This window comes from Microbacterium fluvii, assembly GCF_025515205.1.
In the GTDB taxonomy this organism is placed as follows: Bacteria; Actinomycetota; Actinomycetes; order Actinomycetales; family Microbacteriaceae; genus Microbacterium; species Microbacterium fluvii.
The window spans coordinates 1,220,993-1,245,766 of sequence record NZ_JAOPFX010000001.1; the positions used below are offsets into that span (position 1 = coordinate 1,220,993).

A 24,774-nucleotide genomic window follows, 5' to 3' on the forward strand; every position below is an offset into this window, starting at 1 on the left:
ATCGACGGTGCGCCGACCGCGCGCGGAACGGGGCGGGTCGACGTAGGCTCGAGGGATGACAGATTCTGCCCGCACCCCGACGCCGATCGACACGATCGCCGACGCCTGGGTCGACACCCTCGCCGAACTCGAGCCGACGCTGGCGACCTACATCGGCCGCTTCGAGTACAACGACCGCTTCGGCGACACCTCGCCGGCCGGGCACGACGCCCTCGCCGCCGCCGCGCGGGCGACCCTCGCCGACATGAAGGCCGCCACGCCGGTCGACGACATCGACGCCGTCACCCGCGACGACCTCGTCCGCGAGCTCGAGCTGAGCCTCGAGCTGTACGACGCGAAGTGGCACCTGCGCGACCTCAACGTGATCGCCTCTCCCGCGCAGGATCTGCGGTCGGTCTTCGACCTCATGCCCACCGACACCGCCGATGACTGGGCCGTCGTCTCCACGCGTCTGCGCGCGCTGCCCGCCGCGATCGCCGGCTACATCGAGACGCTGCGCGAAGGCATCTCGCAGGGCATCGTGCCCGCCCGCCGCCAGGTGAACGAGGTCGTCACCCAGATCGCCCGCTACACCTCCGACAACGGCTTCTTCGCGGAGTTCGCCGGCAACGCGGCACCCGCCGAAGGGAGCCTTCCGGCATCCCTCGCCCGGCAGCTCTCCGACCACGCAGGGGCTGCGCGGGTCGCCTACGACGAGCTCGCCCAGTTCCTGGCGGGCGAGCTCGCTCCGGTGGCAGGCGAGGCCGACGGCGTGGGCCGCGAGCTGTATGCGCTGCACTCCCGCCGGTTCCTCGGCGCCGAGATCGATCTCGACGAGACCTACGAGTGGGGCATCGAGGAGCTCGCCCGCATGGTCGCCGAGCAGGAGTCCATCGCGAACGAGATCCTCCCGGGCGCCACGGTCGAAGAGGCCGTCGCGTTCCTCGAGAAAGGCGCGTCGCGCAAGCTCGTCGGCACAGAGGCGCTGCAGAAGTGGATGCAGGAGACCAGCGACCGGGCCGTCGCCGAGCTCGGCAAGAGCCACTTCGACATCGCCGAGCCGATCCGCAGGCTCGAGTGCATGATCGCGCCCACGAAGGAGGGCGGGATCTACTACACGGGTCCGACCGACGACTTCTCGCGCCCTGGCCGCATGTGGTGGTCGGTGCCCGGGGGCGTCGAGGACTTCGACACCTGGCGTGAGCTCACGACCGTCTACCACGAGGGCGTGCCCGGTCACCACCTGCAGATCGCGCAGGCGGTCTACAACCGTGCGCAGCTGAACTCGTGGCGACGTCTGCTCGCCGGCACGAGCGGTCACGCCGAGGGCTGGGCGCTGTATGCGGAGCGGCTCATGGAGCAGCTCGGCTACCTCGACGACCCCGCCGACCGGCTTGGCATGCTCGACGGCCAGCGCATGCGTGCCGCGCGCGTCGTGCTCGACATCGGCGTGCATCTGGGCAAACCGCGTCCCGATGGCGAGGGCACGTGGGATGCCGACTACGCGCTGGAGTTCATGCGCCGCAACGTCAACATGTCCGACGAGTTCGTGCAGTTCGAGGTCAACCGCTACCTCGGCTGGCCGGGGCAGGCACCCTCGTACAAGGTGGGGCAGCGCATCTGGGAGCAGCTGCGCGACGACGTGAGCGAGGCGCAGGGCGACGCGTTCGACATCAAGGCGTTCCACAAGCGCGCCCTCGACATCGGCGGCGTCGGCCTCGACACGCTGCGGGCCGCGCTCGCGCGCTGACGCGCATCGACCGGATGCCGAGGTCAGCGGCCCAGCAGGGCAGTGACCTCGGCATCCGTCGTCTGGGTGAAATCGTCGTAGTACTGCCCGACCGCCCAGAAGCCGCGCTCCCTGTGCGGACAGACGAACTCGTCGACCTCGGCGGGAGGGGTCCAGGATGCCGGTGCCACCGGCACCGCGAGGATGAGGCGCGCACAGCCCTGCGCCCGCACCGCCAGGCACGCCGCCGCAGCGGTGGACCCGGTCGCGATGCCGTCGTCGATGACGATCGCAGTGCGCTGCGCGAGGTCGGCGCCCAGCGCCCCGAACGTGCGGGAACGGCGCTCCAGTTCGGTGCGCTCGCGCCGCTCGGTCTTCTCCAGCTCGCGCTCGGAGACGTGCTCGGCGCGCACGGCGCGGCCGTCGATCACTCTCACCCCGTCGGCGATGGCGCCGACGGCATACTCCTCGTTCCGAGGCGACCCGAGCTTGCGCACGACGGCGGCCGCGAGCGGCAGGTCGAGCGCGCGGGCCACCTCGGCCGCCACCACGACCCCGCCGCGGGGGATGCCGACGGCGACGGCATCGGAGCCCAGCCAGGCCTCGAGCGCCTGCGCCAGGTGCCGCCCGGCATCGGAGCGGTCCGCGAAGATGGCCACAGCGTCACGCTACGCCCGAGGCGGGAATGAAAGCGGCCCGGCGCCGGTTCGTATGCATGCGCATGGAATGGAGACGCACATGACCATCGACCCCACGGCAGTGGAATTCGGCCTCGACACCTTCGGCGACGTCACCCACGACGACGCCGGCACGCCGCTCAGCGACGCCCAGACGATCCGCGACGTCGTCGACCAGGCGGTGCTCGCCGACGAGGTCGGCCTCGCCTTCTTCGGGGTGGGGGAGCACCATCGCCACGAGTTCGCTGTGTCGAGTCCCGAGATCGTGCTCGCAGCCGCCGCGGCCCGCACCCGCAGCATCCGCCTCGGCACCGCCGTCACGGTGCTCTCGAGCGACGACCCGGTGCGCGTCTACGAGCGGTTCGCGACCCTCGATGCCGTCTCGAACGGGCGCGCCGAGGTGATCCTCGGTCGGGGCTCGTTCACCGAGTCGTTCCCGCTGTTCGGCTACGACCTGCGTGACTACGAGCGCCTGTTCGAAGAGAAGCTCGAGCTGTTCGCGCAGCTGATGACCGAGAGGCCGGTCACATGGCAGGGCACGATGCGAGCGGCCCTCGAAGGGGCCGATGTCTTCCCCAAGACCGAACGCGGACTCACCGCATGGGTGGGCGTGGGCGGCAGCCCCGAGTCGGTCGTGCGCACCGCCCGCTACGGGTACGGCCTGATGCTCGCGATCATCGGCGGCTCCGCGGCGCGATTCCGTCCGTACGTCGACCTGTTCCACCGCTCGCTCGACTCGTTCGGGCAGCCGGCACGACCCGTCGGTGTGCACTCGCCTGGTCACATCGCCGACACGGATCAGCAGGCGTGGGAGGAGCTCTATCCCGCGATCGAGGCGAACCGCAACGCCATCGGCGCCGAGCGGGGCTGGCCGCCGTACAGCCGGCTGCAGTTCCAGCACGACGTCGGTCCCGAGGGCTCCGTGTACGCCGGTGCGCCCGAGACCGTCGCCCGCAAGATCGCCGACACTGTGCGGACCCTCGGCGCGCGGCGGTTCGACCTCAAGTTCTCCAACGGCACGCTCTCGCACGGGCGGATGCTGCGCTCGATCGAGCTGTACGGCACGCAGGTCGCCCCGCGCGTGCGTGAGCTGCTCGCCGACGGCTGACCGGCAATACGATGGCGGGATGACCGACGCCGCTCCGGGCGCAGCGACCGCTGACGCCGGAATCTCCCCGCGCCTCGACCGCCTGCCCTTCACCCGCCGCCACCTCCGTGTGCTGACCGGATCGGGCATCGGCTGGGCGCTCGACGCGATGGACGTCGGACTCATCTCGTTCGTCATCGCCGCGCTGGCCGCGCAGTGGTCGCTCGACCCCGGTCAGACGGCCTGGATCGCCTCGATCGGCTTCGTGGGCATGGCGATCGGCGCGACCGTCGGCGGGCTGCTGGCCGACAGGTTCGGCCGACGCCAGGTGTTCGCGGTGACCTTGCTCGTGTACGGAGTCGCAACGGGTGCGAGCGCACTCGTGGGCGGGCTCGCGCTGCTGCTCGTGCTGCGGTTCCTCGTCGGGCTGGGCCTGGGCGCCGAGCTGCCGGTCGCGAGCACCTACGTGAGCGAGTTCGCCCCTGCGCGCATGCGGGGCCGGCTCATCGTCATCCTCGAGGCGTTCTGGGCGGTCGGCTGGACGGCCGCGGCGCTGATCGGCTACTTCGTCATCCCCGCCTCCGACGCGGGCTGGAGGTGGGCGTTCGCGCTCGGCGCGATCCCCGCCTTCTACGCACTTGTCGTGCGGTGGGGTCTTCCCGAGTCGGCGAGATGGCTCGAGCGGCGAGGCCGCAGTGGCGAAGCGGATGCCGTCGTGCGCTCGTTCGAGCAGTCGCCCTCGTTCGGCGGCGCCGCGCGACGGCTCGAGAGCACGCCGGCGCCGGTCGCCGCTGCGCCCGAGGCGGCCGCATCCCGTGCCTCGCAGCGGCTCGCGGCTCTCTGGTCGCGCGAGTTCCGCCTCCGCACGGCGTGCCTGTGGCTCGTGTGGTTCTGCGTCAACTTCGCCTACTACGGGGCCTTCATCTGGATCCCGTCGATCCTCGTGGCTCAGGGGTACGACCTCGTGCGTTCGTTCGGCTTCACGCTCGTGATCACCCTCGCACAGCTGCCCGGCTATGCCGTCGCCGCATGGCTCATCGAGGTGTGGGGGCGCCGGGCGACGCTGTCGGTGTTCCTCGTCGGCTCCGTGGTCTCGGCTCTGCTGTTCGGCACGGCGGCGGGGGAGGGCGGGGTCATCGCGGCCGGCATGGCGCTGTCGTTCTTCAACCTCGGCGCCTGGGGCGCCCTGTACGCCGTGACGCCCGAGATCTACCCGACGTCGCTGCGCGCAACCGGGTCGGGCTGGGCGGCAGGTGTCGGCCGCATCGCGTCGATCGTCGCCCCGCTGTCGGTGCCGGTGCTGCTGGCCGCCGGGGGAGCGCCCCTGCTGTTCACGGTGTTCGGCGTCTTCTTCGCCGTCGCGGCGGCCGCCGCCTGGGGCCTTGCCGACCGCCGCGGCCAGGCCCTCGACGACCGCTGACCTCACCCCCTGTTCCGATTACGGCCACGACGCGCCGCGCCCGGGGTGCGGGCACGCGGCGCGTCGCGACCGTAACCGGTGCGGGGGAGGGGCGCTTAGGCTTGTGCGGTGGATGCTGTGCGGTTCGTCGCGATCGGAGACTCGTTCACCGAAGGGGTCGGCGACGAGCTGCCCGACGGTCACGTGCGGGGCTGGGCCGATCTCGCCGCACAGGGCTGGGCCGATGCGGCGGGGGAGCAGGTCCACTATGCGAACCTCGCGATCCGCGGCAAGCTCGCGTGGCCGATCGTCGAGCAGCAGCTCGAGCCCGCCCTGGCGCTGAAGCCGACGCACCTGTCGTTCAACGGCGGCGGCAACGACATGCTGCGCCCGCGCACCACGATCGCGCACATCGTCGACGCCTTCAGCCGCGTGCTGCAGCGGTGCGACGAGGAGGGCGTGCGGCTCATCCTGCTGTCTGGGGCGAACCCGTCGGCGCAGCTGCCGATGTCGAAGCTCATCCAGCGTCGCGGCGACGATCTCTCGGCCGCCGTCGTGGCACGCGTGGCCGATCGACCCGACGTCGTGCGAGCGCTGAACTGGCCCGACCGGGAGCTGTCGCTGCCCGGGTACTGGTCGCAGGACCGTCTGCACATGAACGCGCGTGGACACCACCGTGTGGCGGCCCGAGTGCTGACGGCGCTGGGTCTTCAGGCCCCAGACGACTGGTGGTCGCTGCCCGAGCTGCCCGACTTCGCCCGCCTGGGCGGCCGCGAGTACCTGCGCGAGCACCTGGGCCCGTGGGTGCGCAGACGGGTCACCGGCACCTCGTCGGGCGACGGCCGCGAGCCCAAGTTCGGCGAGTGGGTCGTGCGCGAGCCGCAGCGCTCGTGAGCGAGGACCTCGAGCTCGCCCGCGTCGACGGGTTCGAGCTGGGCGTGTTCGCCGTGACCGAAGAGCAGCTCGGCGCACTCCTCGGCGAGACGGCGCAGCATCCGCGTCGCCCCGCCGTGCGCGTCAGCTGGCTGCGGGCGATCCGCTTCTGCAACGCCGCGTCGGAGTGGGAGGCGCTCGACGCCGCCTACTCGTTCGACGGAGAGGATGTCACCTGGCACCGCGACGCCGACGGATACCGGCTGCCGACGGAGCGTGAGTGGGAGCTCGCATGCCGTGCGGGGTCGACGGGCGCCCACTACGGTCCGATCGCCGAGATCGCGTGGACGAGCGCCGACGGGCTCGGCACGCCGCAGGATGTCGGCGGTCGACTCCCCAACCTCTTCGGCCTCTTCGACATGCTCGGCAACGTGTGGGAGTGGTGCTGGGACGAGTTCGACATCGGCGACCGGCGCCGTGTGATCCGGGGTGGCGGATTCGCCGACGACCGCCAGCTCGTGCGCGCGACGACGCGACGCGGTGCCGATCCGCGGTCAGGTCAGCGCGATGTCGGCTTCCGCGTCGCGCGGGGTCCACTCGACTGACTCCGCACGCGGGGCGCTCCCGCCCGCCATGTGGCACACATGGCGGGGGAGAGGGGCGGATGCTGCGCCACGCACAGCCGGTGGGCGCTGTCAAGCCCTCATTCACGAGGCGACGGGTCGGCCAGGATGGGGCGTTGTGCCGGATGGGCACGTTCGACCCGAAGGAGCATGTCATGAGCATCGGAGCAGGAGTCGCACTCTTCGTCATCGGAGCGATCCTCGTGTGGGGCGTCAACGTCGAGGTGGAGTGGGTGAACCTCGACATGATCGGGTACATCCTGATGGGCGCCGGCGTGCTGGTGTTCCTGCTCGGCCTCGTGCTGATGATGCGCCATCGTCAGACCGAGACCGTCACGCACACCTCCGTCGACCCGGCGGCCGGTCAGAGCACGACGCGTCGGTCGACCTCGATCTCGGGCGACGAGGTCGTCTGAGCGGAGCCCTCAGCGACGGCGGCGTGGTTCGTCGAGGCCGAGCAGTTCGCGGGTTCTGCGGCGCTCGACCACGATGAACCACGCCCCGACGGCCCACAGCGGCACCTGGGTGAGAAAGGCGACGCGGAAGGCCTGCAGATCGTAGGTATCGGGTGTGCCGGCACCCTGTAGATCGAGCGCGAAGCCGATCGCGAAGATCGCGATGAGCGCCGCGAGGAATCCGCCGACGTTCGTGATGCCGGTCGCGGTGCTCAGCCGATGGGCCGGGTTGTGCGTTCGCGCGTGATCGAACGCGATCATCGAGGCCGGTCCGCCCATCGCCAAGGCGAAGGCGAGCGCGTACAGCAGCCACAGCGGCGCCGGCACCGGCCATGCGATCACCACGATCCACGCGACCGCCTGGGTCGCCACGGCCGGCAGCACCAGTGCTCGTGAGCGCAGGTGCGGGATGCGGCGCGAGAGCTCGCCCATGACGGGTCCCAGCAGCATCCCCACGACGACATAGGCCGAGGTGACTGCGGTCGCCTGCCCCCGGGTCAGCCCCTCGCCGGCGGTGAGGAACGGCACGCCCCACAGCAGGATGAACGCCGTGCCGGCGAAGGGCGTCGTGAAGTGCGACCAGAAGGCCAGGCGTGTGCCGGGGTGCGCCCAGGCGGCGCGGATGCCGACCCCGGTGTCCATCGACGAGCGCACGATCTGCACCGAGCCGGTGCCGGTGTCGACGGTCACGTCGGCGGCGACCTCGGGAGGGTGGTTGCGGATGAGCAGGAAGACGAGGATCGCGAACAGTGCGCACAGCCCCGCGATGCCACCGAACGCGATCGTCCAGCTCGTGGTGTGCAGCAGCAGGGCGAGTGGAGCCAGCGACAGCAGCTGGCCCGCTTGGCCGACCAGACCCGTGAGCTGGCTCATCAACGGACCTCGCTGGGAGGGGAACCAGGTGGCGATCAGGCGGAGCACGCTCGGGAAGATCGCCGCGTCGCCGGCACCGAGCAGCGCGCGGGCGGCGATGGCGACGCCGACGCTCACCGAGAGGGCCATCGTGAGCTGACCCACCGCCATCAGCACCATGCCGATCGTCATGATGGGGCGCGCGCCGAACCGGTCGAGCAGCAGTCCGATCGGAATCTGCATGCCGCCGTAGACGGCCAGCTGCACGACGGCGAACATCGACAGTGTCGACGCGTCGGCGTGGAAGCGCTCGGCGGCGTCGACTCCGACGGCGGACAGTGAACTCCGGTTGACGACCGCGAGCATGTAGGCGGTGACCCCGACGGCCCAGATGAGCCACGCCCGCCAGCCGGGGGCGGGAGCGAGGGGAGTGGTCACGGTGCGCCCAGCCTATCGCCGGCCGTGGCAGGGCTCCGCGGCAACCGCGCTCAGGCGCGCGGAACGAGATAGGTGAGTTCGGCGAACTGTCCGTTCTGACCGACCGACGCCAGATGCAGGCGGTCGGAATCGAAGCGGCGGGGGAGCAGCGGGCGCCCGGAGCCGAGCGTGACAGGTGCCACCGACAGGCGGATCTCGTCCAGCAGCCCTGCGTCGGCGAACTGCCCCGCGAGGTCGCCGCCTCCGACGACCCAGACGTCGCCGGGCCCCGCCGATTCGCGGATGCGATGCCAATGGTCGACGACCGCACCCTCGGCGAAGCGCACGTCGGCGCCGGCGACCTCGGGAAGCACTCGCGACGTGAACACCCACGTGGGACGCGCGCCGTAGAAGCCGGGCCACTTCTCGGGGTGGTCGACGAGATCTTCGTGCCGCAGTACCCACTCGTACGTCGTCGAGCCCTGGACGATCGCTCCGACGCCCTCGAGGAACGCGGGAAACCCGTCGCGTTGCTGCTCGACGGCGAAGAGCCAGTCGAGCGAGTCGTGCTCGTCGGCGAGGAACCCGTCGAGCGTCGTCGCGGTGTAGTAGATGACGCGGGTCATGCGCTCCACGCTACCGAGGGGAGTCAGCTGCGGGGCGTCACGTTCGTATGAAGTGACATAATGTGCATTATCGGCGATACCGACGCGCGTCTTCCCGTTCGCAATCGGGCGTGGATGCGCCAGGATGGTGCAGACGACAGCTGGGGGCCTATGTCTGCCGAATCCCACCGGTCGAGCGAACTCGCCGACCTCGACGAGCTGCTGCGCGCCGATGCGGGCGACGACGACGCGGATGCTGCGCACGAGCGTCCGCGTGGACGCCGCGCCGGCCGCATTGCGCTCGCGATCACCGCCATCGTGCCGCTCGTGCTGATGGCCGCCGCCGGCGGCTACGTCGCGTGGGCGCTGAATGCACCTCTGCCGGAGCCCGTGTCGAGCTTCCGCACCGTCGAACCGCCGGCGACCGATGCGGTGTCGCTCGCGCTGCCGTCGGGCGGAGCATCCGCCATCAGCATCGCGGGTGGCGAGGACTATCTCGGAGATGAGGCCGACGGCATCTGGGCTTCCAGCGGATCGAACGAGCCGCGGTCGATCGCGAGCATCAGCAAGCTCATCACGGCTCTCGTGATCCTCGATGCCCACCCGCTCGACGGCCCGGACGACGCCGGCCCCACGATCACGTTCAGCGAAGCCGACCACCGGCTCTACGACCAGTTCTACGTGCGCGGTGCCACGATCGCGGCGATGCCCGCCGGCAGCACGATGTCGCTGCGTGACGCACTGGCCACGATCCTCATTCCATCGGCGAGCAATTACGCGGTCGCCGTGTCGTCGTGGGCCTACGGGTCGCAGTGGGCCTTCCTGCAGGCCACCCGCGAGTGGCTGCGCGGGAACGGGCTCGATGACACGACGATCGTCGAGCCGACCGGCCTCGATGCGCGCAACACCAGCACGCCCGCCGATCTGATCGCACTCGGCAAGCTCGCCGCGGCCGACCCGACGATCGCGCAGATCGTCGCGACCCCGTCGTTGTCGCTCCCCGGCCCCGGGCTCATGGTCAACACCAATGATCTGCTCGGCGTCGCTGGTGTCACGGGGCTGAAGACGGGCAATCTGGGCACGGGCAGATACAGCCTGCTCTACACCGCCGATCTCGAGATCTCGGCGACCGAGACGCTCAAGGTCACCGGTGTGATGCTCGACCGGTATTCCCGCGCCGCCGTCGCCGACGACGTCACGGCTCTGCTGGCCAGCATCCGCTCCGGCTTCCGCGAGGTGCCGGTGGCGGCGCGCGGCGAGGTCGTCGGCTCGTTCTCGACGCCGTGGGGATCGACCGCCCGTGCGGTCGTCGCCGACGACACGGCGATCTTCGCGTGGTCCGACACCCCGATCGCCGCGACGATGACCACCGCCTCTCCCCCGGCGTTCGCCGACGGCGAGGTCGTGGGCACGATCACCTGGACGGCGGGCCCGCACACCGCCACCGCAGACATCGTGATCGACGGCGATCTCGAGCCCCCCACCGACTGGTGGCGTCTCACTCACCCGGAGGAGCTGACCGCCTCGACGCGCGCAGCCGAGGCCGCTCCCCTGTCACCGTGACGGCATGCGCCGCCGATCTACGGCCCGACGTACTGCGCCAGGTGCTCGCCCGTGAGGGTCGTCCGGTCGGCGATCAGCTGTGCGGGGGTGCCCTCGAACACCACCCGGCCGCCGTCATGCCCTGCGCCGGGGCCGAGATCGATGATCCAGTCGCCGTGCGCCATGACGGCCTGGTGGTGCTCGATGACGATGACCGATCGCCCCGAGTCGACGAGGCGATCCAGCAGCGCGAGCAGCTGCGCGACGTCGGCCAGGTGGAGTCCCGTCGTGGGCTCGTCGAGCACATACACATCGCCCTGCTCCGCCATCGCCACCGCGAGCTTCAGCCGCTGGCGCTCACCGCCTGACAGCGTGGTCAAGGGCTGACCGAGACTGACGTATCCGAGTCCCACATCGTCCAGGCGCCGCAGCACCGCGTGCGCGGCCGGCACCTTCGCTTCGCCCGCTGCGAAGAACTCGAGCGCTTCGGCGACCGGCATCGCCAGCACTTCGCTGATGTCCTTGCCGCCCAGGCGGTACTCCAGCACGGTGCCGTCGAACCGCCTGCCCTCGCACACCTCGCACGGCGAAGAGACGGTGGCCATCGGCCCCAGATCGGTGAAGACCACGCCTGCCCCGTTGCAGTTGGGGCAGGCGCCTTCGCTGTTCGGGCTGAACAGCGCCGGCTTGACTCCGTTCGCCTTCGCGAAGGCCTTGCGGATCGGCTCGAGCATGCCGGTGTAGGTGGCGGGGTTCGATCGGCGAGAGCCGCGGATGGCGCCTTGATCGATCACGACGACGCCGTCGCGTCCGGCGACGGAGCCGTGGATCAGCGAGCTCTTGCCCGACCCGGCCACGCCCGTGACGACGGTCAGCACGCCCAGCGGGATGTCGACGTCGACGCGCTGGAGATTGTTCGCGGAGGCCCCGCGCACCTCCAACCTGCCTCGGGCGGGGCGCACGGCATCCTTCGGTCGCGCCCGATCGTCGAGGTGGCGGCCGGTGAGGGTGTCGCTCGCGCGCAGCTCGGCGAGCGAACCCTCGAACACCACCTCTCCCCCGGCGCCGCCCGCGTGCGGACCGAGGTCGACGATGTGATCGGCGATCGCGATCGTCTCGGGTTTATGCTCGACCACGAGCACGGTGTTGCCCTTGTCGCGCAGCTGCACGAGCAGATCGTTCATCCGCTGGATGTCGTGCGGATGCAGGCCGATCGTCGGCTCATCGAACACGTACGTGACGTCGGTGAGGGCGGAGCCGAGGTGCCGGATGAGCTTCGTGCGCTGGGCCTCTCCCCCGCTGAGAGTGCCGGAGGGGCGCTCCAGCGACAGGTAGCCGAGCCCGATGTCGACGAACGAGTCGAGGGTCTCGCGCAGGGTCTGCAGCAGCGGTGCGACGGAGGGATCGTCGAGGGTGCGCACCCAGTCGGCGAGGTCGCTGATCTGCATGGCGCAGGCATCGGCGATGCTCACTCCCCCGATCGTCGACTCGCGTGCGTGCGGGGCGAGTCGCGTGCCTGCGCACTCGGGGCACGTCGTATAGGTGACGGCGCGGTCGACGAACGTGCGGATGTGGGGCTGCATCGCGTCGCGGTCCTTCGACAGCATCGATTTCTGGATGCGGGGCACCAGGCCTTCGTAGGTGATGTTGATGCCGTTGATCTTGACCTTGGTCGGCTCCTTGTAGAGAAAGTCCTGGAGCTGCCGCTTGGAGTATTCCCGGATCGGCATGTTCGCGTCGACGAAGCCGGACTCGCTGTACAGGCGCACGTTCCAGCCGTCGGCGGTGTACCCGGGGATCGTGAGTGCGCCCTCGGCGAGCGACTTCGCGTCGTCGTAGAGCTGGGTCAGATCGATGTCGGTGACGCTGCCCATGCCCTCGCACCGCGGGCACATGCCGCCCAGCTGCGAGAAGCTGCGCTTCTCGGCGAGCTGCCTTCCGCCGCGCTCGACGGTGATCGCGCCCGCGCCGTGCACGGTGGGCACGTTGAACGAATACGCCTGCGGCGAGCCGATGTGCGGGCTGCCGAGCCGGCTGAACAGCAGCCGCAGGAAGGCGTTCGCGTCGGTCACGGTGCCCACCGTCGAGCGCGGGTTCGATCCCAGCCGCTCCTGATCGACGATGATGGCCGTGGTGAGCCCTTCGAGCCGATCCACGTCGGGGCGGGCCAGTGTCGGCATGAACCCTTGGACGAACGAGCTGTAGGTCTCGTTGATCATGCGCTGCGACTCGGCGGCGATGGTCTCGAACACCAGCGAGCTCTTGCCCGATCCCGACACGCCGGTGAACACCGTCAGTCGCCGCTTGGGGATGTCGAGGTCGACGTCTTTGAGGTTGTTCTCGCGCGCACCGAGCACGCGGATGAGGTCGTGGCGGTCTGCGGGATGAGTCACGTGCGCGATGCTGTCACGCCGACTCGCGCACTGTCCAGCCGAACCGCTCGCCTAGGCTCGGAGCATGCTCGACACGCTCACCGGTTTCGTCGTGGTGGGCGTCGCGATCGTCGTCGGCTGGATCATCGGGCGAATCGATCTGCTGGGCGAGCACGCGCGTCCCGTGCTCAGCAGACTCATCTTCTTCGTGCTGTCGCCGTTTCTGCTGTTCACGGTCCTGTCGCAGACCGACGTGCGGATGCTGTTCTCCGCACTTCTGCCCGCCTCCGCCCTGACCGCCGTCGTTGTCATCGGCGCGTATGCCGCCGTCGCCCGATGGGTCTGGCGGCGTTCGGTCGGTGAGACGCTGGTGGGAGCGCTGTCGGCGGGACAGGTCAACTCCAACAACATCGGCATCCCGCTCTCGCTGTATCTGCTCGGCAACGCCGCCTACCCCGCGCCGGTCATCCTGCTGCAGCTGCTCGTGTTCACGCCCGTCTCGATGACGATCTTCGAGGCCATCACTTCGGGTCGCCGCTCGATCTGGGGTCCCCTCCGGCGTACGCTCACCAATCCGATCGTCATCGCCTCGGTGCTCGGGGTCGCCGTGTCGCTGAGCGGGATCGAGCTGCCGCCGATCGTGATCGAGCCGGCGAACCTGATCGCGAACGCGTGCGTGCCGGTCCTGCTGATCTCCTACGGCATCTCGCTGCACGGGCAGCGCGTGCTCGGCGCGGCAGGACGCCGTCGCGATGTGCTGCTGGCCTCGGCGCTCAAGCTCGTCGCGATGCCGCTCATCGGCTGGGCGGTCGCGCAGTTCGTCTTCGGCATGTCGGCGCACGAAGTGCTCATCGTCGTCGTGCTGGCGGCCCTTCCGACCGCTCAGAACGTCTTCAACTACTCCCAGCGCTACGGCATCGGCGAGACGATCTCGCGCGACACCATCTTTGTGACGACACTCGGTTGCGTACCGGTGCTCATGCTCGCCATGCTGATTCTGGGCTGATCGCGCCGGGGTTCCCAGGCGCGACACGCCCCTCGCTCCCCCGCCGAACCTTCAACCTGGGGTTTATGCTGACGGCAGACCTCTCAGGTAACTCTCAGAAAGGACGCTCATGTCCGAGTCGCTCGAAAAGTCGGCTGTCAACGGCATCCGCACCGCCATCGGCATCGGCGGCGTGCTCGCCGTCATCGCCGGCATCCTCATCCTGGTGTGGCCGGTCAAGACCGCCATGGTCATCACCGTCATCCTCGCGATCTACGCCGTCGCGGCGGGCCTGGTCTACCTCGGCCTCGGCATCTTCTCCAAGGGCAAGGGCGGCTGGTCGCGCATCGGCCACATCGTCCTCGGGCTGCTGTTCATCATTGCCGGTGTCATCGCCTTCGCCAACCTGCAGACCACGACCGCGTGGCTCGCGGTGATCGTGGCGATCATGGTGGGTATCGCGTGGATCGTCGAGGGCGTCGTGTCGCTGTCGACCCTGGGCGATGCCGTGTCGAAGGGCTGGACGGTCTTCTTCGCGATCGTCAGCATCATCGCCGGCATCTACCTGCTGTTCACGCCCTTCGTCGGTGCGCTGGCGCTGTGGTGGCTGCTGGGCATCGCGCTGATCGTCATCGGCATCGTCAACGTCGTGCGCGCCTTCACCTTCGGCAAGCACGCCTGACCTCGAACGGCGAAGGGGCTCGGGATCGCACGATCCCGAGCCCCTTCTCTCATGCCTCAGGCGGCAGCATCCGCTCCCACCAGTCGAGCACGGCGGCGAACCGCTCGACGCGGTGCCGCGGCTGTCCGGACCGGGTCAGCTCGTGGTTCTCGCCGGGGAAGATCAGCAGCTCGGCCGGCGTGCCCTGGCGCTTGAGCGCACTGTAATAGCGGGTCGCCTGTTCGAGCGGGCACCGGTAGTCGAGCTCCGAGTGGATCACCAGGGTCGGCGTCGTGACCCGGCCGACCACCGCCATCGGGCTCTGCCGAGCGATGTCGTCGGGTGAGACGCCGACGTACTCGTCGCCGAAGAACGACCCGATGTCGCTCGTTCCCTGAAAGCTCGTCGGCTCGAGGAACCCCCTCTCGACGATGGCACCTGCGAAACGGTGCTCGTGCGCGATGATCCAGGCGGTGAGGTAGCCGCCGTACGACCCGCCCATGATGCCGACACGACTCCCGTCGAGTCGGGGATCGGCGTCGAGGGCGCCGTGGAGGAAGTCCATGACGTCGGTGTGGTCGACGGTGCCCATCGCGCCGCGGATGCTGCGCCCGTGCGCGCGCCCGTAGCCCGCGGAGCCGCGGGGGTTGCAATAGACCACGGCATAGCCGGCGTCGACGAGCACCTGCGTCTCGTCGAACAGGTGCACGCCGTACGACGCGAACGGACCTCCGTGGATCTGCAGGATCACCGGGAACGGGCCCTCGCCCTCGGGCGCGGCGACCCAGCCGTGCACCGGATACCCGTCGCGCGCCGTCGCGGTGAACTCGGTCGGCTCCGCGAGGCCTGTCTGCCCGATCGCGGAGCCGAAGCCCGTGAGCGGTCGTACGGAGCCGCCCGAGACAAGAACGAGCTCGCCGAAGGTCGTCGGCGTCGCCACGGCGGCGACGACCCGATCGCCCGCGGCGGCGTGCCCGGTCACCTCGACGTCGCCGCCGAGCAGCTCTGAGATCTCACCCTCGCGGGTGACCCGTACGAGCCGCACGCGACCCCGCGTGCGATCCTGCACGAGGAAGTCGTCGCCGTACGCCGTGATGTGGCTGCCGACCTCGCCGAGGTCGATCGTGTCGGCGTCGGTGAGCCGGCGCGGACCCTCGTCTTCGAGCAGCCACAGCCCGACTCCTGGTGCGATGAAGTCCTGCCCCGCGTCGCCGACCTCGTCGGCCAGGACGGCGATGGTGCCGTCTGCGGCGACCTCGAGCCCGCTGAGCGAGAGCCCCGCCGAGCGGTCGAGTACGGTGCGCTCCCCCGATCCGTCGGCGGCGACGGCGATCAGCACGGTGCGCAGGTCGCGGCGGTCGGATTCGATCGCGTCACGCGAAGTGAGGATCTCGCCTCCCGAGAACGCGAGCCCGGCGTGGTCGTCTGATCCGGAGGTGAGCTGTCGCGGTGCCGAGGCGATGACGGTGCGCTTCGGCGGCTCCTCGCCCTCGGGGAGCACGGCCGGTGCGGGCTCGTAGAACGGCTCGGCGAGCGGGTCGGGTGCGGCGACGACGAACAGGTGGGTGGGCCGGTCGGCGAGGTAGCCGAGGCCGTTGGCGTGCCAGCGGATGCCGGTGATCCGCCGCGGCGCCTCGGCATCGGCGCCGAGCCCGTCCACGGTGCCGTAGCGTCCCGGTTCTGCGACCCGCGCGAGGTAGGCGAGCGTCGCGCCGTCGGGCGACCACGCGAACTCCGACACGCCGAGCGCGGCATCCGTCGCCTGCACGGGCTCGCCGCCCGCGGCGGCGACGACGTGCACCTGGGGCCTTGCCTTCGCATCGCCGCGGAGGAAGGCGATGCGGGCGCCGTCGGGCGACAGGCGGGGCGCCGCATCCGCCGTGCCCCGGGTGAGGCGACGCGGAGCGCCGTCCGGCAGATCGACGCGCCAGAGCTGCCCCACGGCGCGGTTGGCGGTGAGGTCGGGGCGCGAGGCGGCGAAGACGGCGAACGAGCCGTCGTGCGCCACCTGCGGCCGACCGACCGAGACGAGCTTCTCGATGTCGGCGGCGCGCACGCTCACTCCCCCGTGAACGAAGAGGTGTCGCCGACGAGGCGGGTGTTGTCTGCAGGCACGGGGTCGAGGGCGGCGCGCGCGACCTCCGCGGCGAACTCCGCGACGTTGTAGAGCTTGCCGGCGTCTTCGCGCCGAGCGGCGATGGCCCCCGGGTTGGCGCGTTCGAGCAGGGTCGCGGTGATGGTGCCCTCGATCATGTCGCCCGAGACCACGGTAAAGCCGATGCCCTTCGCCTCGAGGGCGGGGATGCGCTCGCGCAGCGCGTCTTCGCCCGCGCGCTTGGAGAGGGCGACCGGCTCGTACTCTGCCATCGTCGCGGTCGTGCGGATGAAGTGGGCCTGGTGACTCGTGACGAACACGACGCGGGAGCCCTCGCCCAGGAGCGGCAGGGCGGTCTCCAGCACGTTCACCTGCGCGTCGCGGTTCAGAAGCAGCGCATAGTCCTGGGCCATTCCGGACTCCATGCCGCCGGAGGCGTTGAGCACGAGCACGTCGAGCGAGCCGAAGGTGCGGGCGACCTCGTCGAACATCGCCTGCACCGATGCGGGGTCGGTGAGGTCGGCGCCCACGACGAGAGCCTCGACGCCCAGTTCGCGCAGCTCGGCCGCCAGCTTCTCGGCGCGCGGGGCCTTGTTGCGGAAGTTGATCACGACGTTCGCGCCCGCCTGGGCGAAGTAGCGCACGGTATCGGCGCCGATGCCGCGAGACGATCCGGTGACCAGTGCGGTCTTGCCTTCGAGGGAGCCGGCGGGAAGAGGGGCGATTGTCTCAGTCACGCCTCGACCTTACCTTCGCCGGTGCGGCCACTTCTGTGACGTTGCCGCCTCTGTTGACATAGCCGCGTGATAGGTTCGCAACAACGGGGAGGCCGACGTGGAGTTCATCCAGACCATCGAAGACTTCGCGTGGATCGGGTGGCTCGTCCTGATCCTCGTGTTCCTGGTGATCGAGATGCTCACGCTCGATTTCACCTTCCTCATGCTCTCGATCGGCGGTCTCGCCGGCCTCGGAGCCGATCTGCTGGGCGCTCCGCTCTGGCTGCAGGTGATCATCGCCGCGGCCGTCGCTGCCGTGCTGATCCTCGTGCTCAGACCTCCGCTGCTGCGCCGACTGCGCCGAGGGGAAGACCCGACCCCGTCGAACGTCGATGCGCTGCTCGGTCTTGCGGGCCGCGTGCTCGCCACCACGTCCGAGGTCGCAGGGCAGGTCAAGCTCGCCAACGGCGACATCTGGACCGCGCGCGTCGAGGGGCGCGGCGCACTCGACCCCGGCACGCCCGTGCGTGTCGTCCGCATCGACGGCGCCACCGCCTTCGTCCGACCCGAGCTGGAGGAGCAGACTCCGTGAACGACTTCGAAAGCATGATCCCGACCGCCGTCGGATGGCTGCTGGCCATCGCGGTCTTCATCTTCGTGCTGGTGGTGATCGTCCGCGCGATCCGCATCATCCCGCAGGCCAACGCCGGCATCGTGGAGCGCCTCGGTCGCTACCACAAGACGCTCATGCCCGGTCTGAACCTGCTGGTGCCCTTCATCGACCGGCTGCGGCCGCTCATCGACCTCCGCGAGCAGGTCGTCTCGTTCCCTCCGCAGCCGGTGATCACCGAAGACAACCTCGTCGTCTCGATCGACACCGTCATCTACTTCCAGGTGACCGACGCGCGGGCGGCGACCTACGAGATCGCCAACTATCTGGGCGCCGTCGAGCAGCTGACCACGACGACCCTGCGCAACGTGGTCGGAGGCCTGAACCTCGAAGAGGCGCTCACCAGCCGCGACGAGATCAACGGTCAGCTGCGGGTCGTGCTCGACGAGGCCACGGGCAAGTGGGGCATCCGCGTCGGCCGAGTGGAGATCAAGGCGATCGACCCGCCGCACTCCATCCAGGACTCGATGGAGAAGCAGATGCGCGCCGAGCGTGACCGTCGCGCCGCGATCCTGACGGCCGAGGGCACCAAGCAGTCCGCGATCCTCGAGGCGGAGGGGCAGCGTCAGGCCGAGATCCTCAAGGCCGAAGGCGACAAGCAGGCCGCAGTACTGCGCGCACAGGGCGAGGCGGAAGCCATCACGACGGTGTTCAACGCGATCCACGTGGGCAAGCCCGACGAGAAGCTGCTGGCCTACCAGTACCTCCAGACCCTGCCGAAGATCAGCGAGAGCCCCTCGAGCAAGCTGTGGATCATCCCGAGCGAGCTGACAGAGGCGCTCAAGGGAATCGGCGGCGCGTTCTCGGGCGCGGTGAGCGATGCGGCCCAGCGCGCGCAGGAACGAGAGATCCCGCCCGCACCGTGACCCACCCCTGGTTCGCGCCGACGGCGCGCCCGCGGATCCTCGCTCATCGGGGGCTGGCGACGGCGACGGACGCCGAGGGCAGGGCGATCGTCGAGAACTCCCTGCTGGCGGTTGCCGCCGCCCACGCGCTGGGTGTCGACTACGTCGAGAGCGACTGCCACGTCACCGCCGACGGCGTCGTGGTGCTCTTCCACGACGACGACCTGCACCGCGTGACGGGCGACCCCCGACGCGTGGCGGAGGTCACCGCCGCCGAACTCGAGCGCATCATGGAGCCGCGCGGCGGGCTGCTCACTCTCGCCCACGCCCTCGACGCGTTTCCCGACCTGCGCTTCAACCTCGACGTCAAGGCCGAGGCGGCCGCGCTGCCGGTCGGCCGACTGGTCGCCCCGCACGTGCAGCGGGTGCTGGTGACGAGCTTCTCCGACCCGAGGCGCCGGCGAGCCCTGGCCGCGGCGCTCGAGGCGACCGGAGGCTCGCGGCCGGCGACGTCGGCGGGCACGGGCACCCTCGTGCGACTGCTCGTCGCCCTCGCCGTGCGCGCCGATCGCTGGGCCGCCCGGCTCCTGCGCGACGTCGACGCCCTGCAGATCCCTGAGCGACACCGTCGAGTGCGCGTGCTCTCGACGCGTCTGCTGACCGTCGCCCACGCGGCCGGAGTCGAGGTGCACGTGTGGACGATCAACGCGCCCGACGACATGCGCCGCCTCGCCGCCCTGGGGGTCGACGGCATCGTCACCGACCGGGCCGACCTCGCCGTCGAGGTCTTCCGTCGCGCGTAGCAGATTTCGGCGATCGGCGGGCCTGAGCATCCACTGTGAATGCCTTCTGCATGCCCTCCGTTCGGATGATCCGCACAGGTCGCTTCGTTATACCTGAAGACGCGACGAGAGGACCACACAATGGCAGAACGCAGCCTTCGCGGCGTGCGACTCGGCGCCCAGAGCCTACAGAGCGAAGAGGGCGTCGTTTTCCACGACCGTGCACAGCACACCTACACCTGCACGTCCTGCGGACGTGACACCGTCCTCACCTTCGCGGCCGACGCCGAGGTGCCCGACGCCTGGGAGTGCCGCACGTGCGGTGCCGAGGCTCTGCGGCGCGTGGGCGACACGACCGCGACGGTCGATCACAGCGACGACAAGACCCCGCGAACGCATTGGGACATGCTGATGGAGCGTCGTACGCTTCCCGAGCTCGAGGAGCTGCTCGAAGAGCGCCTCGCCTACGTGCGCGCGCGCCGCGGCGCCGCCGAGAAGGCGACGGCCGACAAGCTCAGCGCCTGAGGCGCGTCTCGGCACACACCGGCCTCAAGAGGTTCCGGCGCTTCGGCGCCGGAACCTCTTCGTCGTTGCGAGGCCCGCGAGAACGAGGGCGGCGAGGCTGCCCCACCCGATGATCCCGGCGACGGCCGGCCCGATCACGACGGCCGGGGTGAGACCCGTGCGCAGCGGCACGTCGGTGAGCATGTAGCCCGCCACACCCGCGTCGAGGCCGTCGATCGTCGTGCCGTCGGGGGCGATGACCTGACTGGTGCCGACCGTCGACAGATTGACGACGGGGCGCCCCGTCTCGATGGCGCGCATGCGCGCGAAGCCCAGCTGCTGCAGGTTCTCGTCGGTGTCGCGGAAATCGGCGTTGTTCGTCTGGAACATGTAGACCTCGGCGCCGTCACGCGCGCCCTGCCAGATGACGTCGTCATAGATCACGTCGAAGCAGATCGCGAGGCCCACCCCCACGCCGTCGACGTCGAAGAAGGGGGCGTTCGTGCCGGGCGTGTACTCGCGCTGGATGAGTCCGACGAGGTCGGGCACGAGCATCTCGTAGAACCAGCGGTCGGGAACGTACTCCCCCATCGGCACCGGATTGCGCTTATCGTGCAGCTGCACCGCGCCTTCGCCGCCGACCCACAGCATCGAGGTGTTGAACACCGCTCCGTCGCGCTCCGTCGCGGCGTTGACCAGCAGCGGCGCGTCGACCTGATCGGCGAGGGCATCGAGCATGCGCGCCGTGGTGTCGTTCGACAGCGGGTCGGAGTCGATGCCGCCCTCTGGCCACAGCAGCACGTCGAGGTCTTCGCCGAAGAGCGGCGCGGATGCCGTCAGCTGCGCCTCGAGCACCGAGTTGCGCTCTCGATCGTCGAAGTAGCCCGAGGGGCCGTTGCCCTGCACGCTGCCGACGCGCATGGTGCCGGCATCCGTCGTGGGGAACTGCGGGGTCACCAGCAGCACGACGACGGCGGCGGCGACCGGGGTCGCCGTGCGCAGATCCGAGAAGGCGCCGAGCCGCACCCACTCGATGAGTGCGGCGCAGACGAACACCATGAGAAAGCTCAGCCCGGTCACCCCCGTCCACGAGGCGACCTCGGCCAGCGGACTCGTCGATTGGCTCATGCCGATGCGCGCCCACGGGAAGCCCGTGTAGGGCCATGACCCCATGAACAGCTCGCGCATCGTCCACAGCCCCGCAACAAGCGCGGGGAGGGCGACCAGGCGCCACCAGCGCCCCGGCCGCACGCGGGGCATCCAGCGGTAGGCGAGGGTGATCGGCATCGACCCGAGCGCGATGAACAGGGTCTCGATGCCGGCGAGGGCGAACCACGGGATCACGCCGAGGTAGCGGGTGATCCAGTCGATCAGCAGCAGATAGAACGTCGCGCCGAAGACGAGGCCGACGAGCACCGCACCGCCGAGGCTGCGCCCGACGAGGGCGATCAGCGACAGCGCGACCCCGACGAAGGCGAGCGGCCACCAGCCCGTGGCGGGGTAGGCCAGCTGCAGCACGAAGCCCGCGAGAGCGGCGACGGGAACGGCGGCCCACAGCGGCAGGAGCGCGCGCACAGGCGCCGGGGTGTCGGGCACCCCTCCACCCTACGTGCGCCGCGGAGGGTCAGACCGACGCGTACGAGACGATGCCCCGCCGAACGTTCTCGAGCGCCGTGCGGGCGGTCGCGGCCACCGGGGCGTCGGCGACGATCGAGAGCTGGTCGAGCAGATCGATCGTCTGCTTGGCCCACCGCACGAAGTCGCCGGCGGCCATGTCGGCCTCGTCGAGCACGCGGTCCAGCAGCGCGCCGCGCGCCCACGAGTGCATCGCCTGGCATAGCCCGACGGCGGGCGGCTCGGAGCCGGGCAGCCGGTGGTCGCGCTCGAGGTCGTCGAGGCGCTGCCAGAGGTCGTAGGTGGCCGCCAGCGCATCGCGGAAGGCGCCCCGAGGCAGTCGTCGCTCGCCTCCGGCGTCGTCGCGGCGAGGCTCGTAGACCAGGGCGCAGGCGAGAGCGGCGAGGGATGCGGCGTCCAGCCCGTCCCACAGCTTCAGGCGCAGCGCCTCGGCCACGAGCAGGTCGCGCTCGCCGTAGATGCGGCGCATCGTGCGGCCGGCCGGCGTCAGGGTCGTCGCGCCGTCGGCCTCGACTCGCACATAGTCGAGCGCCGCGAGCACGTCGACGACGCGGTCGAAGATGCGGGCGACCGTGCCGGTGCGGGTCTCGATCTGGCGGCGAAGCCCGTCGATGGTGCGCTTGAGGCGGAAGTAGCGCTCGGCCCAGCGGGCGTGGTGCTCGCGGTCGGGACATTCGTGACACGGATGCCGCTGCATCCGCTTGCGCAGTGAGGCGATCTGCTTCTGGCGGGCGTCGCGCGTGGCCCGAGAGGCGTTGGCATCTTTGCGGTTGAGCTTCTCGAGGTCGGCCAGCTCCCGGCGGATCGAGCCGTATTCGACGAAGTCGCCGCGGTCGCAGGTCATCGCCTCGCGATACCCCTGAAGCGAGGCCTCCTGGTCTTTCACCTCTCGGGCAAGACCCACGACGGCCCGGTCCGCCTGGAACTGCGCGAACGACGACTCGAGGATCTCGCGGGCGCGCGCACGCCCGAACTGATCGATGAGGTTGACGGCCATGTTGTAGGTGGGGCGGAAGCTGGAGTTCAGCGGATACGTGCGGCGGGAGGCGAGCGCGGCGACGGCCTGCGGGTCGAGCCCCTCGGTCCACTGGATCACCGCGTGGCCTTCGACGTCGATCCCGCGGCGGCCGGCGCGGCCGGTGAGCTGGGTGTACTCCCCCGAGGTGATGGCGACCCTCGCCTCGCCGTTGAACTTCTCGAGCTTCTCGAGCACGACGGTGCGCGCCGGCATGTTGATGCCGAGCGCCAGGGTCTCGGTCGCGAAGACGACCTTCACGAGCTTGCGGCGGAAGAGCTCTTCGACCACCTCTTTGAACGCCGGCAGCAGTCCCGCGTGGTGCGCGGCGGCACCCCGCTCGAGATTCTCGCGCCACTCCCAGAAGCCCAGCACGGCGAGATCCTCGTCGGGAAGTGCCCGCGTGCGCTCCTCGACGATGGCGCGGATCTCGCTTCTCTCGGCGGGCGTCGTCAGCCGCAGCCCGAAGCGGCGAACCTGCTGCACCGCCTGATCGCAGCCGACCCGGCTGAAGATGAAGAAGATCGCCGGCAGCAGGTTGGCCCGCCCCAGCAGCTCGACCACCTCGGGCCGGTCGAGACGTTCGATGCGCTGCACGTTCGCCGAGCGCACGGGCCGCTTGCCGCCTTTGTGCGGGCGGCGCCGCGGATCGTCGTGGCCGCTCGAGCGCGACTGCTGGGCACGACGGTTGTTCTCGAAGTTGGGGCCCTTGAACGAGCGGATGCGCATGAGCTCCTGGTTGACCTGAGCCGTGGCGATGCCCGCGCGGTCGTCGAACAGGGGCAGCAGGTCGCCGCGCACGAGCACGTGCTGCTCGAGCGGCACGGGGCGGGTCTCCGAGACGATGACCTCGGTGTCTCCCCGCACGGTGTCGAGCCAATCGCCGAACTCCTCGGCGTTGGAGACCGTCGCCGACAGCGATACGAGCCGCACCGCCGGCGGGAGGTGGATGATGACCTCCTCCCACACCGCCCCGCGGAACCGGTCGGCCAAGTAGTGCACCTCGTCCATCACGACGAAGCGCAGGCCCCGGAGGGCCGGCGAATCGGCGTAGAGCATGTTGCGCAGCACCTCGGTGGTCATCACGACGATGCGCGCGTTGCCGTTGATGTTGGTGTCGCCGGTGAGAAGGCCCACGGCATCCTCGCCGTAGACCTGCTGCAGTTCGCGGAACTTCTGGTTCGACAGCGCCTTCATCGGCGTCGTGTAGAACGCCTTCTGATCGGAATGCTGCATCGCCAGGTGGATGGCGAACTCGCCGACGATGGTCTTGCCGGCGCCGGTGGGAGCCGCCACGAGTACGCTGCGGCCGTCTTCGAGGGTGCGGCACCCTTCGAGCTGGAAGGGATCGAGGGCGAAGCTCTGGGCCGCCGCGAACTCCGCCGTGAGCGGATGGCTGCGCGAGGCCTCTGCCGCCGCGTAGCGCGCGGCGGGGTCGGTCACGCGCCGGTCTCCGGGGGCAGCAGGTCACCCTCGCGTTTGCGCTTGCGACGGTCGAAGAGCATCGACACACCGGCGGCGGCGAAGAACAGCACGATGAGGATGCCGGCGAGCATCAGCATCGAGACGACGTCGGCGGCAGGGGTCGCGACGGCGGCGAACAGCGTCGCGATGAGCACGGCGGCACGCCAGCCCTTGAGGATGCCTCGTCCCGACATGACTCCCGCGAGGTTCAAGGCGACCAGGAACACCGGCAGCACGAACGAGACGCCGACCACGAGCAGCAGCTTGAAGACGAAGTCGTAGTAGTACGACGCCGTGTAGAACTGGGCCGTGCCCTCCGGGGCGAAGGTCGCCATGATCTCGACCATGTGCGGCAGCACGATCCAGCCGACGACGGTGCCGGCGAAGAACAGCGGAACGGCGGCGCTGACGAAGCCGATCGTGTAGCGCACCTCTTTGCGGGTGAGTCCCGGCATGAGGAAGGCCCACACCTGCCACAGCCACACCGGCGCCGACAGCAGCAGGCCGATCGCGAAGGCGATGCGCATGCGCATGTCGAACGGCGCCGTGACGGTGTCGAAGTTGAGCTGCGCGAGCTGATCGCCGCGGCGGTCCGCGACCATGCGGATCGGCTCGGTGAGCAGCTCGATGACGGGACCGGTGATGATGAAGGCGATCACCATGCCCACCACGAGCGCGATGGCGGCGATCATGAGACGCTTGCGCAGCTCCAGCAGATGCTGGGCAAGCGTCATCCGACGGTCGTTGCGGGGCTCGGCCGGCTCCTCGACGCGCGGGGGTCGTTCAGCGACC

Annotated in this window: 22 protein-coding genes; 13 read left to right on the forward strand and 9 right to left on the reverse strand. The window is 70.0% G+C overall.

Features of this window, described 5'->3' with window-relative positions; genetic code table 11:
- Positions 1–55: 55 nt before the first annotated feature.
- A complete protein-coding gene (locus OAW74_RS05615) occupies positions 56–1,729 on the forward strand; it encodes a DUF885 domain-containing protein (RefSeq protein WP_262873334.1) in 1,674 nt (557 codons plus the stop codon).
- 23 nt (positions 1,730–1,752) lie between these two features.
- Here OAW74_RS05615 and OAW74_RS05620 read toward each other — a convergent pair whose 3' ends face one another.
- Positions 1,753–2,367 carry a phosphoribosyltransferase gene (locus OAW74_RS05620; RefSeq protein ID WP_262873335.1) on the reverse strand — a complete coding sequence of 205 codons (615 nt, stop codon included), beginning with the start codon at positions 2,365–2,367 and terminating at the stop codon, positions 1,753–1,755.
- A 79-nt stretch (positions 2,368–2,446) separates the two neighbouring features.
- Here OAW74_RS05620 and OAW74_RS05625 point away from each other — a divergent pair, with 79 nt between their 5' ends.
- The 5 genes from OAW74_RS05625 (at position 2,447) to OAW74_RS05645 (ending at position 6,783) form a co-directional block, all read left to right on the forward strand.
- Complete coding sequence (locus tag OAW74_RS05625; protein WP_262873336.1) at positions 2,447–3,493, forward strand: LLM class flavin-dependent oxidoreductase; 1,047 nt, start codon at positions 2,447–2,449, stop codon at positions 3,491–3,493.
- A gap of 19 nt (positions 3,494–3,512) precedes the next feature.
- Positions 3,513–4,892: an MFS transporter gene (locus OAW74_RS05630; RefSeq protein WP_262873337.1), complete on the forward strand. Its 1,380-nt coding sequence runs from the start codon at positions 3,513–3,515 to the stop codon at positions 4,890–4,892.
- Between the two features lie 108 nt (positions 4,893–5,000).
- Entirely contained in the window at positions 5,001–5,765 is a 765-nt protein-coding gene (locus OAW74_RS05635) for an SGNH/GDSL hydrolase family protein (protein WP_262873338.1), read from the forward strand.
- On the forward strand, positions 5,762–6,349 hold the full coding sequence (locus OAW74_RS05640) for a formylglycine-generating enzyme family protein (protein ID WP_262873339.1): 588 nt from the start codon (positions 5,762–5,764) through the stop codon (positions 6,347–6,349). Before OAW74_RS05635 ends, OAW74_RS05640 begins: the two co-directional genes overlap by 4 nt.
- Positions 6,350–6,522: 173 nt before the next feature.
- Complete coding sequence (locus OAW74_RS05645; RefSeq protein ID WP_262873340.1) at positions 6,523–6,783, forward strand: DUF6458 family protein; 261 nt, start codon at positions 6,523–6,525, stop codon at positions 6,781–6,783.
- A gap of 9 nt (positions 6,784–6,792) precedes the next feature.
- Here the strand turns inward: OAW74_RS05645 and OAW74_RS05650 are convergent, their stop codons facing one another.
- Positions 6,793–8,040 carry an MFS transporter gene (locus tag OAW74_RS05650; protein ID WP_378733664.1) on the reverse strand — a complete coding sequence of 416 codons (1,248 nt, stop codon included), beginning with the start codon at positions 8,038–8,040 and terminating at the stop codon, positions 6,793–6,795.
- A gap of 122 nt (positions 8,041–8,162) precedes the next feature.
- Positions 8,163–8,717, reverse strand: coding sequence for a dihydrofolate reductase family protein (locus OAW74_RS05655; protein WP_262873342.1), 555 nt, complete (start codon positions 8,715–8,717; stop codon positions 8,163–8,165).
- A gap of 150 nt (positions 8,718–8,867) precedes the next feature.
- On the opposite strand from OAW74_RS05655, the gene OAW74_RS05660 reads away from it, so the two are divergent.
- Positions 8,868–10,259, forward strand: coding sequence for a D-alanyl-D-alanine carboxypeptidase family protein (locus OAW74_RS05660; RefSeq protein ID WP_262873343.1), 1,392 nt, complete (start codon positions 8,868–8,870; stop codon positions 10,257–10,259).
- 17 nt (positions 10,260–10,276) lie between these two features.
- On the opposite strand, the gene OAW74_RS05665 is transcribed toward OAW74_RS05660, so the two are convergent.
- Positions 10,277–12,631: an excinuclease ABC subunit UvrA gene (locus tag OAW74_RS05665; protein ID WP_262873344.1), complete on the reverse strand. Its 2,355-nt coding sequence runs from the start codon at positions 12,629–12,631 to the stop codon at positions 10,277–10,279.
- Positions 12,632–12,695: 64 nt separating this feature from the next.
- Between OAW74_RS05665 and OAW74_RS05670 the strand changes: the two genes are divergently transcribed.
- Positions 12,696–13,616, forward strand: a complete 921-nt coding sequence (locus OAW74_RS05670; protein WP_262873345.1) for an AEC family transporter — start codon at positions 12,696–12,698, stop codon at positions 13,614–13,616.
- A gap of 109 nt (positions 13,617–13,725) precedes the next feature.
- Entirely contained in the window at positions 13,726–14,277 is a 552-nt protein-coding gene (locus tag OAW74_RS05675) for an HdeD family acid-resistance protein (RefSeq protein WP_262873346.1), read from the forward strand.
- A 49-nt stretch (positions 14,278–14,326) separates the two neighbouring features.
- Here the strand turns inward: OAW74_RS05675 and OAW74_RS05680 are convergent, their stop codons facing one another.
- Both OAW74_RS05680 and OAW74_RS05685 read right to left on the reverse strand, forming a co-directional pair.
- Positions 14,327–16,312, reverse strand: a complete 1,986-nt coding sequence (locus OAW74_RS05680) for a S9 family peptidase (RefSeq protein ID WP_262873347.1) — start codon at positions 16,310–16,312, stop codon at positions 14,327–14,329.
- A gap of 2 nt (positions 16,313–16,314) precedes the next feature.
- A complete protein-coding gene (locus OAW74_RS05685) occupies positions 16,315–17,088 on the reverse strand; it encodes an SDR family oxidoreductase (protein ID WP_262873348.1) in 774 nt (257 codons plus the stop codon).
- Between the two features lie 97 nt (positions 17,089–17,185).
- Between OAW74_RS05685 and OAW74_RS05690 the strand changes: the two genes are divergently transcribed.
- The 4 genes from OAW74_RS05690 (at position 17,186) to OAW74_RS05705 (ending at position 19,889) form a co-directional block, all read left to right on the forward strand.
- Positions 17,186–17,659, forward strand: coding sequence for an NfeD family protein (locus tag OAW74_RS05690; RefSeq protein WP_262873349.1), 474 nt, complete (start codon positions 17,186–17,188; stop codon positions 17,657–17,659).
- A 14-nt stretch (positions 17,660–17,673) separates the two neighbouring features.
- On the forward strand, positions 17,674–18,603 hold the full coding sequence (locus tag OAW74_RS05695; protein WP_262873927.1) for an SPFH domain-containing protein: 930 nt from the start codon (positions 17,674–17,676) through the stop codon (positions 18,601–18,603).
- Positions 18,600–19,385, forward strand: a complete 786-nt coding sequence (locus tag OAW74_RS05700; RefSeq protein ID WP_262873350.1) for a glycerophosphodiester phosphodiesterase family protein — start codon at positions 18,600–18,602, stop codon at positions 19,383–19,385. The genes OAW74_RS05695 and OAW74_RS05700 overlap by 4 nt, the downstream gene beginning before the upstream one ends.
- Positions 19,386–19,505: 120 nt before the next feature.
- Positions 19,506–19,889, forward strand: coding sequence for an RNA polymerase-binding protein RbpA (locus OAW74_RS05705; RefSeq protein WP_262873351.1), 384 nt, complete (start codon positions 19,506–19,508; stop codon positions 19,887–19,889).
- Positions 19,890–19,913: 24 nt separating this feature from the next.
- On the opposite strand, the gene lnt is transcribed toward OAW74_RS05705, so the two are convergent.
- Genes lnt through tatC form a run of 3 tightly spaced genes read right to left on the reverse strand, consistent with a single transcriptional unit; the run spans position 19,914 to position 24,716 of the window.
- Positions 19,914–21,464 carry an apolipoprotein N-acyltransferase gene (lnt, locus tag OAW74_RS05710; RefSeq protein WP_262873352.1) on the reverse strand — a complete coding sequence of 517 codons (1,551 nt, stop codon included), beginning with the start codon at positions 21,462–21,464 and terminating at the stop codon, positions 19,914–19,916.
- A 28-nt stretch (positions 21,465–21,492) separates the two neighbouring features.
- Entirely contained in the window at positions 21,493–23,961 is a 2,469-nt protein-coding gene (locus OAW74_RS05715; RefSeq protein WP_262873353.1) for a DEAD/DEAH box helicase, read from the reverse strand.
- Positions 23,958–24,716 carry a twin-arginine translocase subunit TatC gene (tatC, locus tag OAW74_RS05720; RefSeq protein WP_262873928.1) on the reverse strand — a complete coding sequence of 253 codons (759 nt, stop codon included), beginning with the start codon at positions 24,714–24,716 and terminating at the stop codon, positions 23,958–23,960. Before tatC ends, OAW74_RS05715 begins: the two co-directional genes overlap by 4 nt.
- Positions 24,717–24,774: the final 58 nt, after the last annotated feature.

Excerpts from the sequence above, each read along its gene's own strand:
- OAW74_RS05615 (WP_262873334.1), top strand. The coding sequence starts at position 56 with ATGACAGATTCTGCCCGCACCCCGACGCCGATCGACACGATCGCCGAC.
- OAW74_RS05625 (WP_262873336.1), top strand. The coding sequence starts at position 2,447 with ATGACCATCGACCCCACGGCAGTGGAATTCGGCCTCGACACCTTCGGC.
- OAW74_RS05630 (WP_262873337.1), top strand. The coding sequence starts at position 3,513 with ATGACCGACGCCGCTCCGGGCGCAGCGACCGCTGACGCCGGAATCTCC.
- OAW74_RS05645 (WP_262873340.1), top strand. The coding sequence starts at position 6,523 with ATGAGCATCGGAGCAGGAGTCGCACTCTTCGTCATCGGAGCGATCCTC.
- OAW74_RS05650 (WP_378733664.1), bottom strand. The coding sequence starts at position 8,040 with ATGCTCGCGGTCGTCAACCGGAGTTCACTGTCCGCCGTCGGAGTCGAC.
- OAW74_RS05655 (WP_262873342.1), bottom strand. The coding sequence starts at position 8,717 with ATGACCCGCGTCATCTACTACACCGCGACGACGCTCGACGGGTTCCTC.
- OAW74_RS05660 (WP_262873343.1), top strand. The coding sequence starts at position 8,868 with ATGTCTGCCGAATCCCACCGGTCGAGCGAACTCGCCGACCTCGACGAG.
- OAW74_RS05670 (WP_262873345.1), top strand. The coding sequence starts at position 12,696 with ATGCTCGACACGCTCACCGGTTTCGTCGTGGTGGGCGTCGCGATCGTC.
- OAW74_RS05675 (WP_262873346.1), top strand. The coding sequence starts at position 13,726 with ATGTCCGAGTCGCTCGAAAAGTCGGCTGTCAACGGCATCCGCACCGCC.
- OAW74_RS05695 (WP_262873927.1), top strand. The coding sequence starts at position 17,674 with ATGATCCCGACCGCCGTCGGATGGCTGCTGGCCATCGCGGTCTTCATC.
- OAW74_RS05705 (WP_262873351.1), top strand. The coding sequence starts at position 19,506 with ATGGCAGAACGCAGCCTTCGCGGCGTGCGACTCGGCGCCCAGAGCCTA.
- tatC (WP_262873928.1), bottom strand. The coding sequence starts at position 24,716 with ATGACGCTTGCCCAGCATCTGCTGGAGCTGCGCAAGCGTCTCATGATC.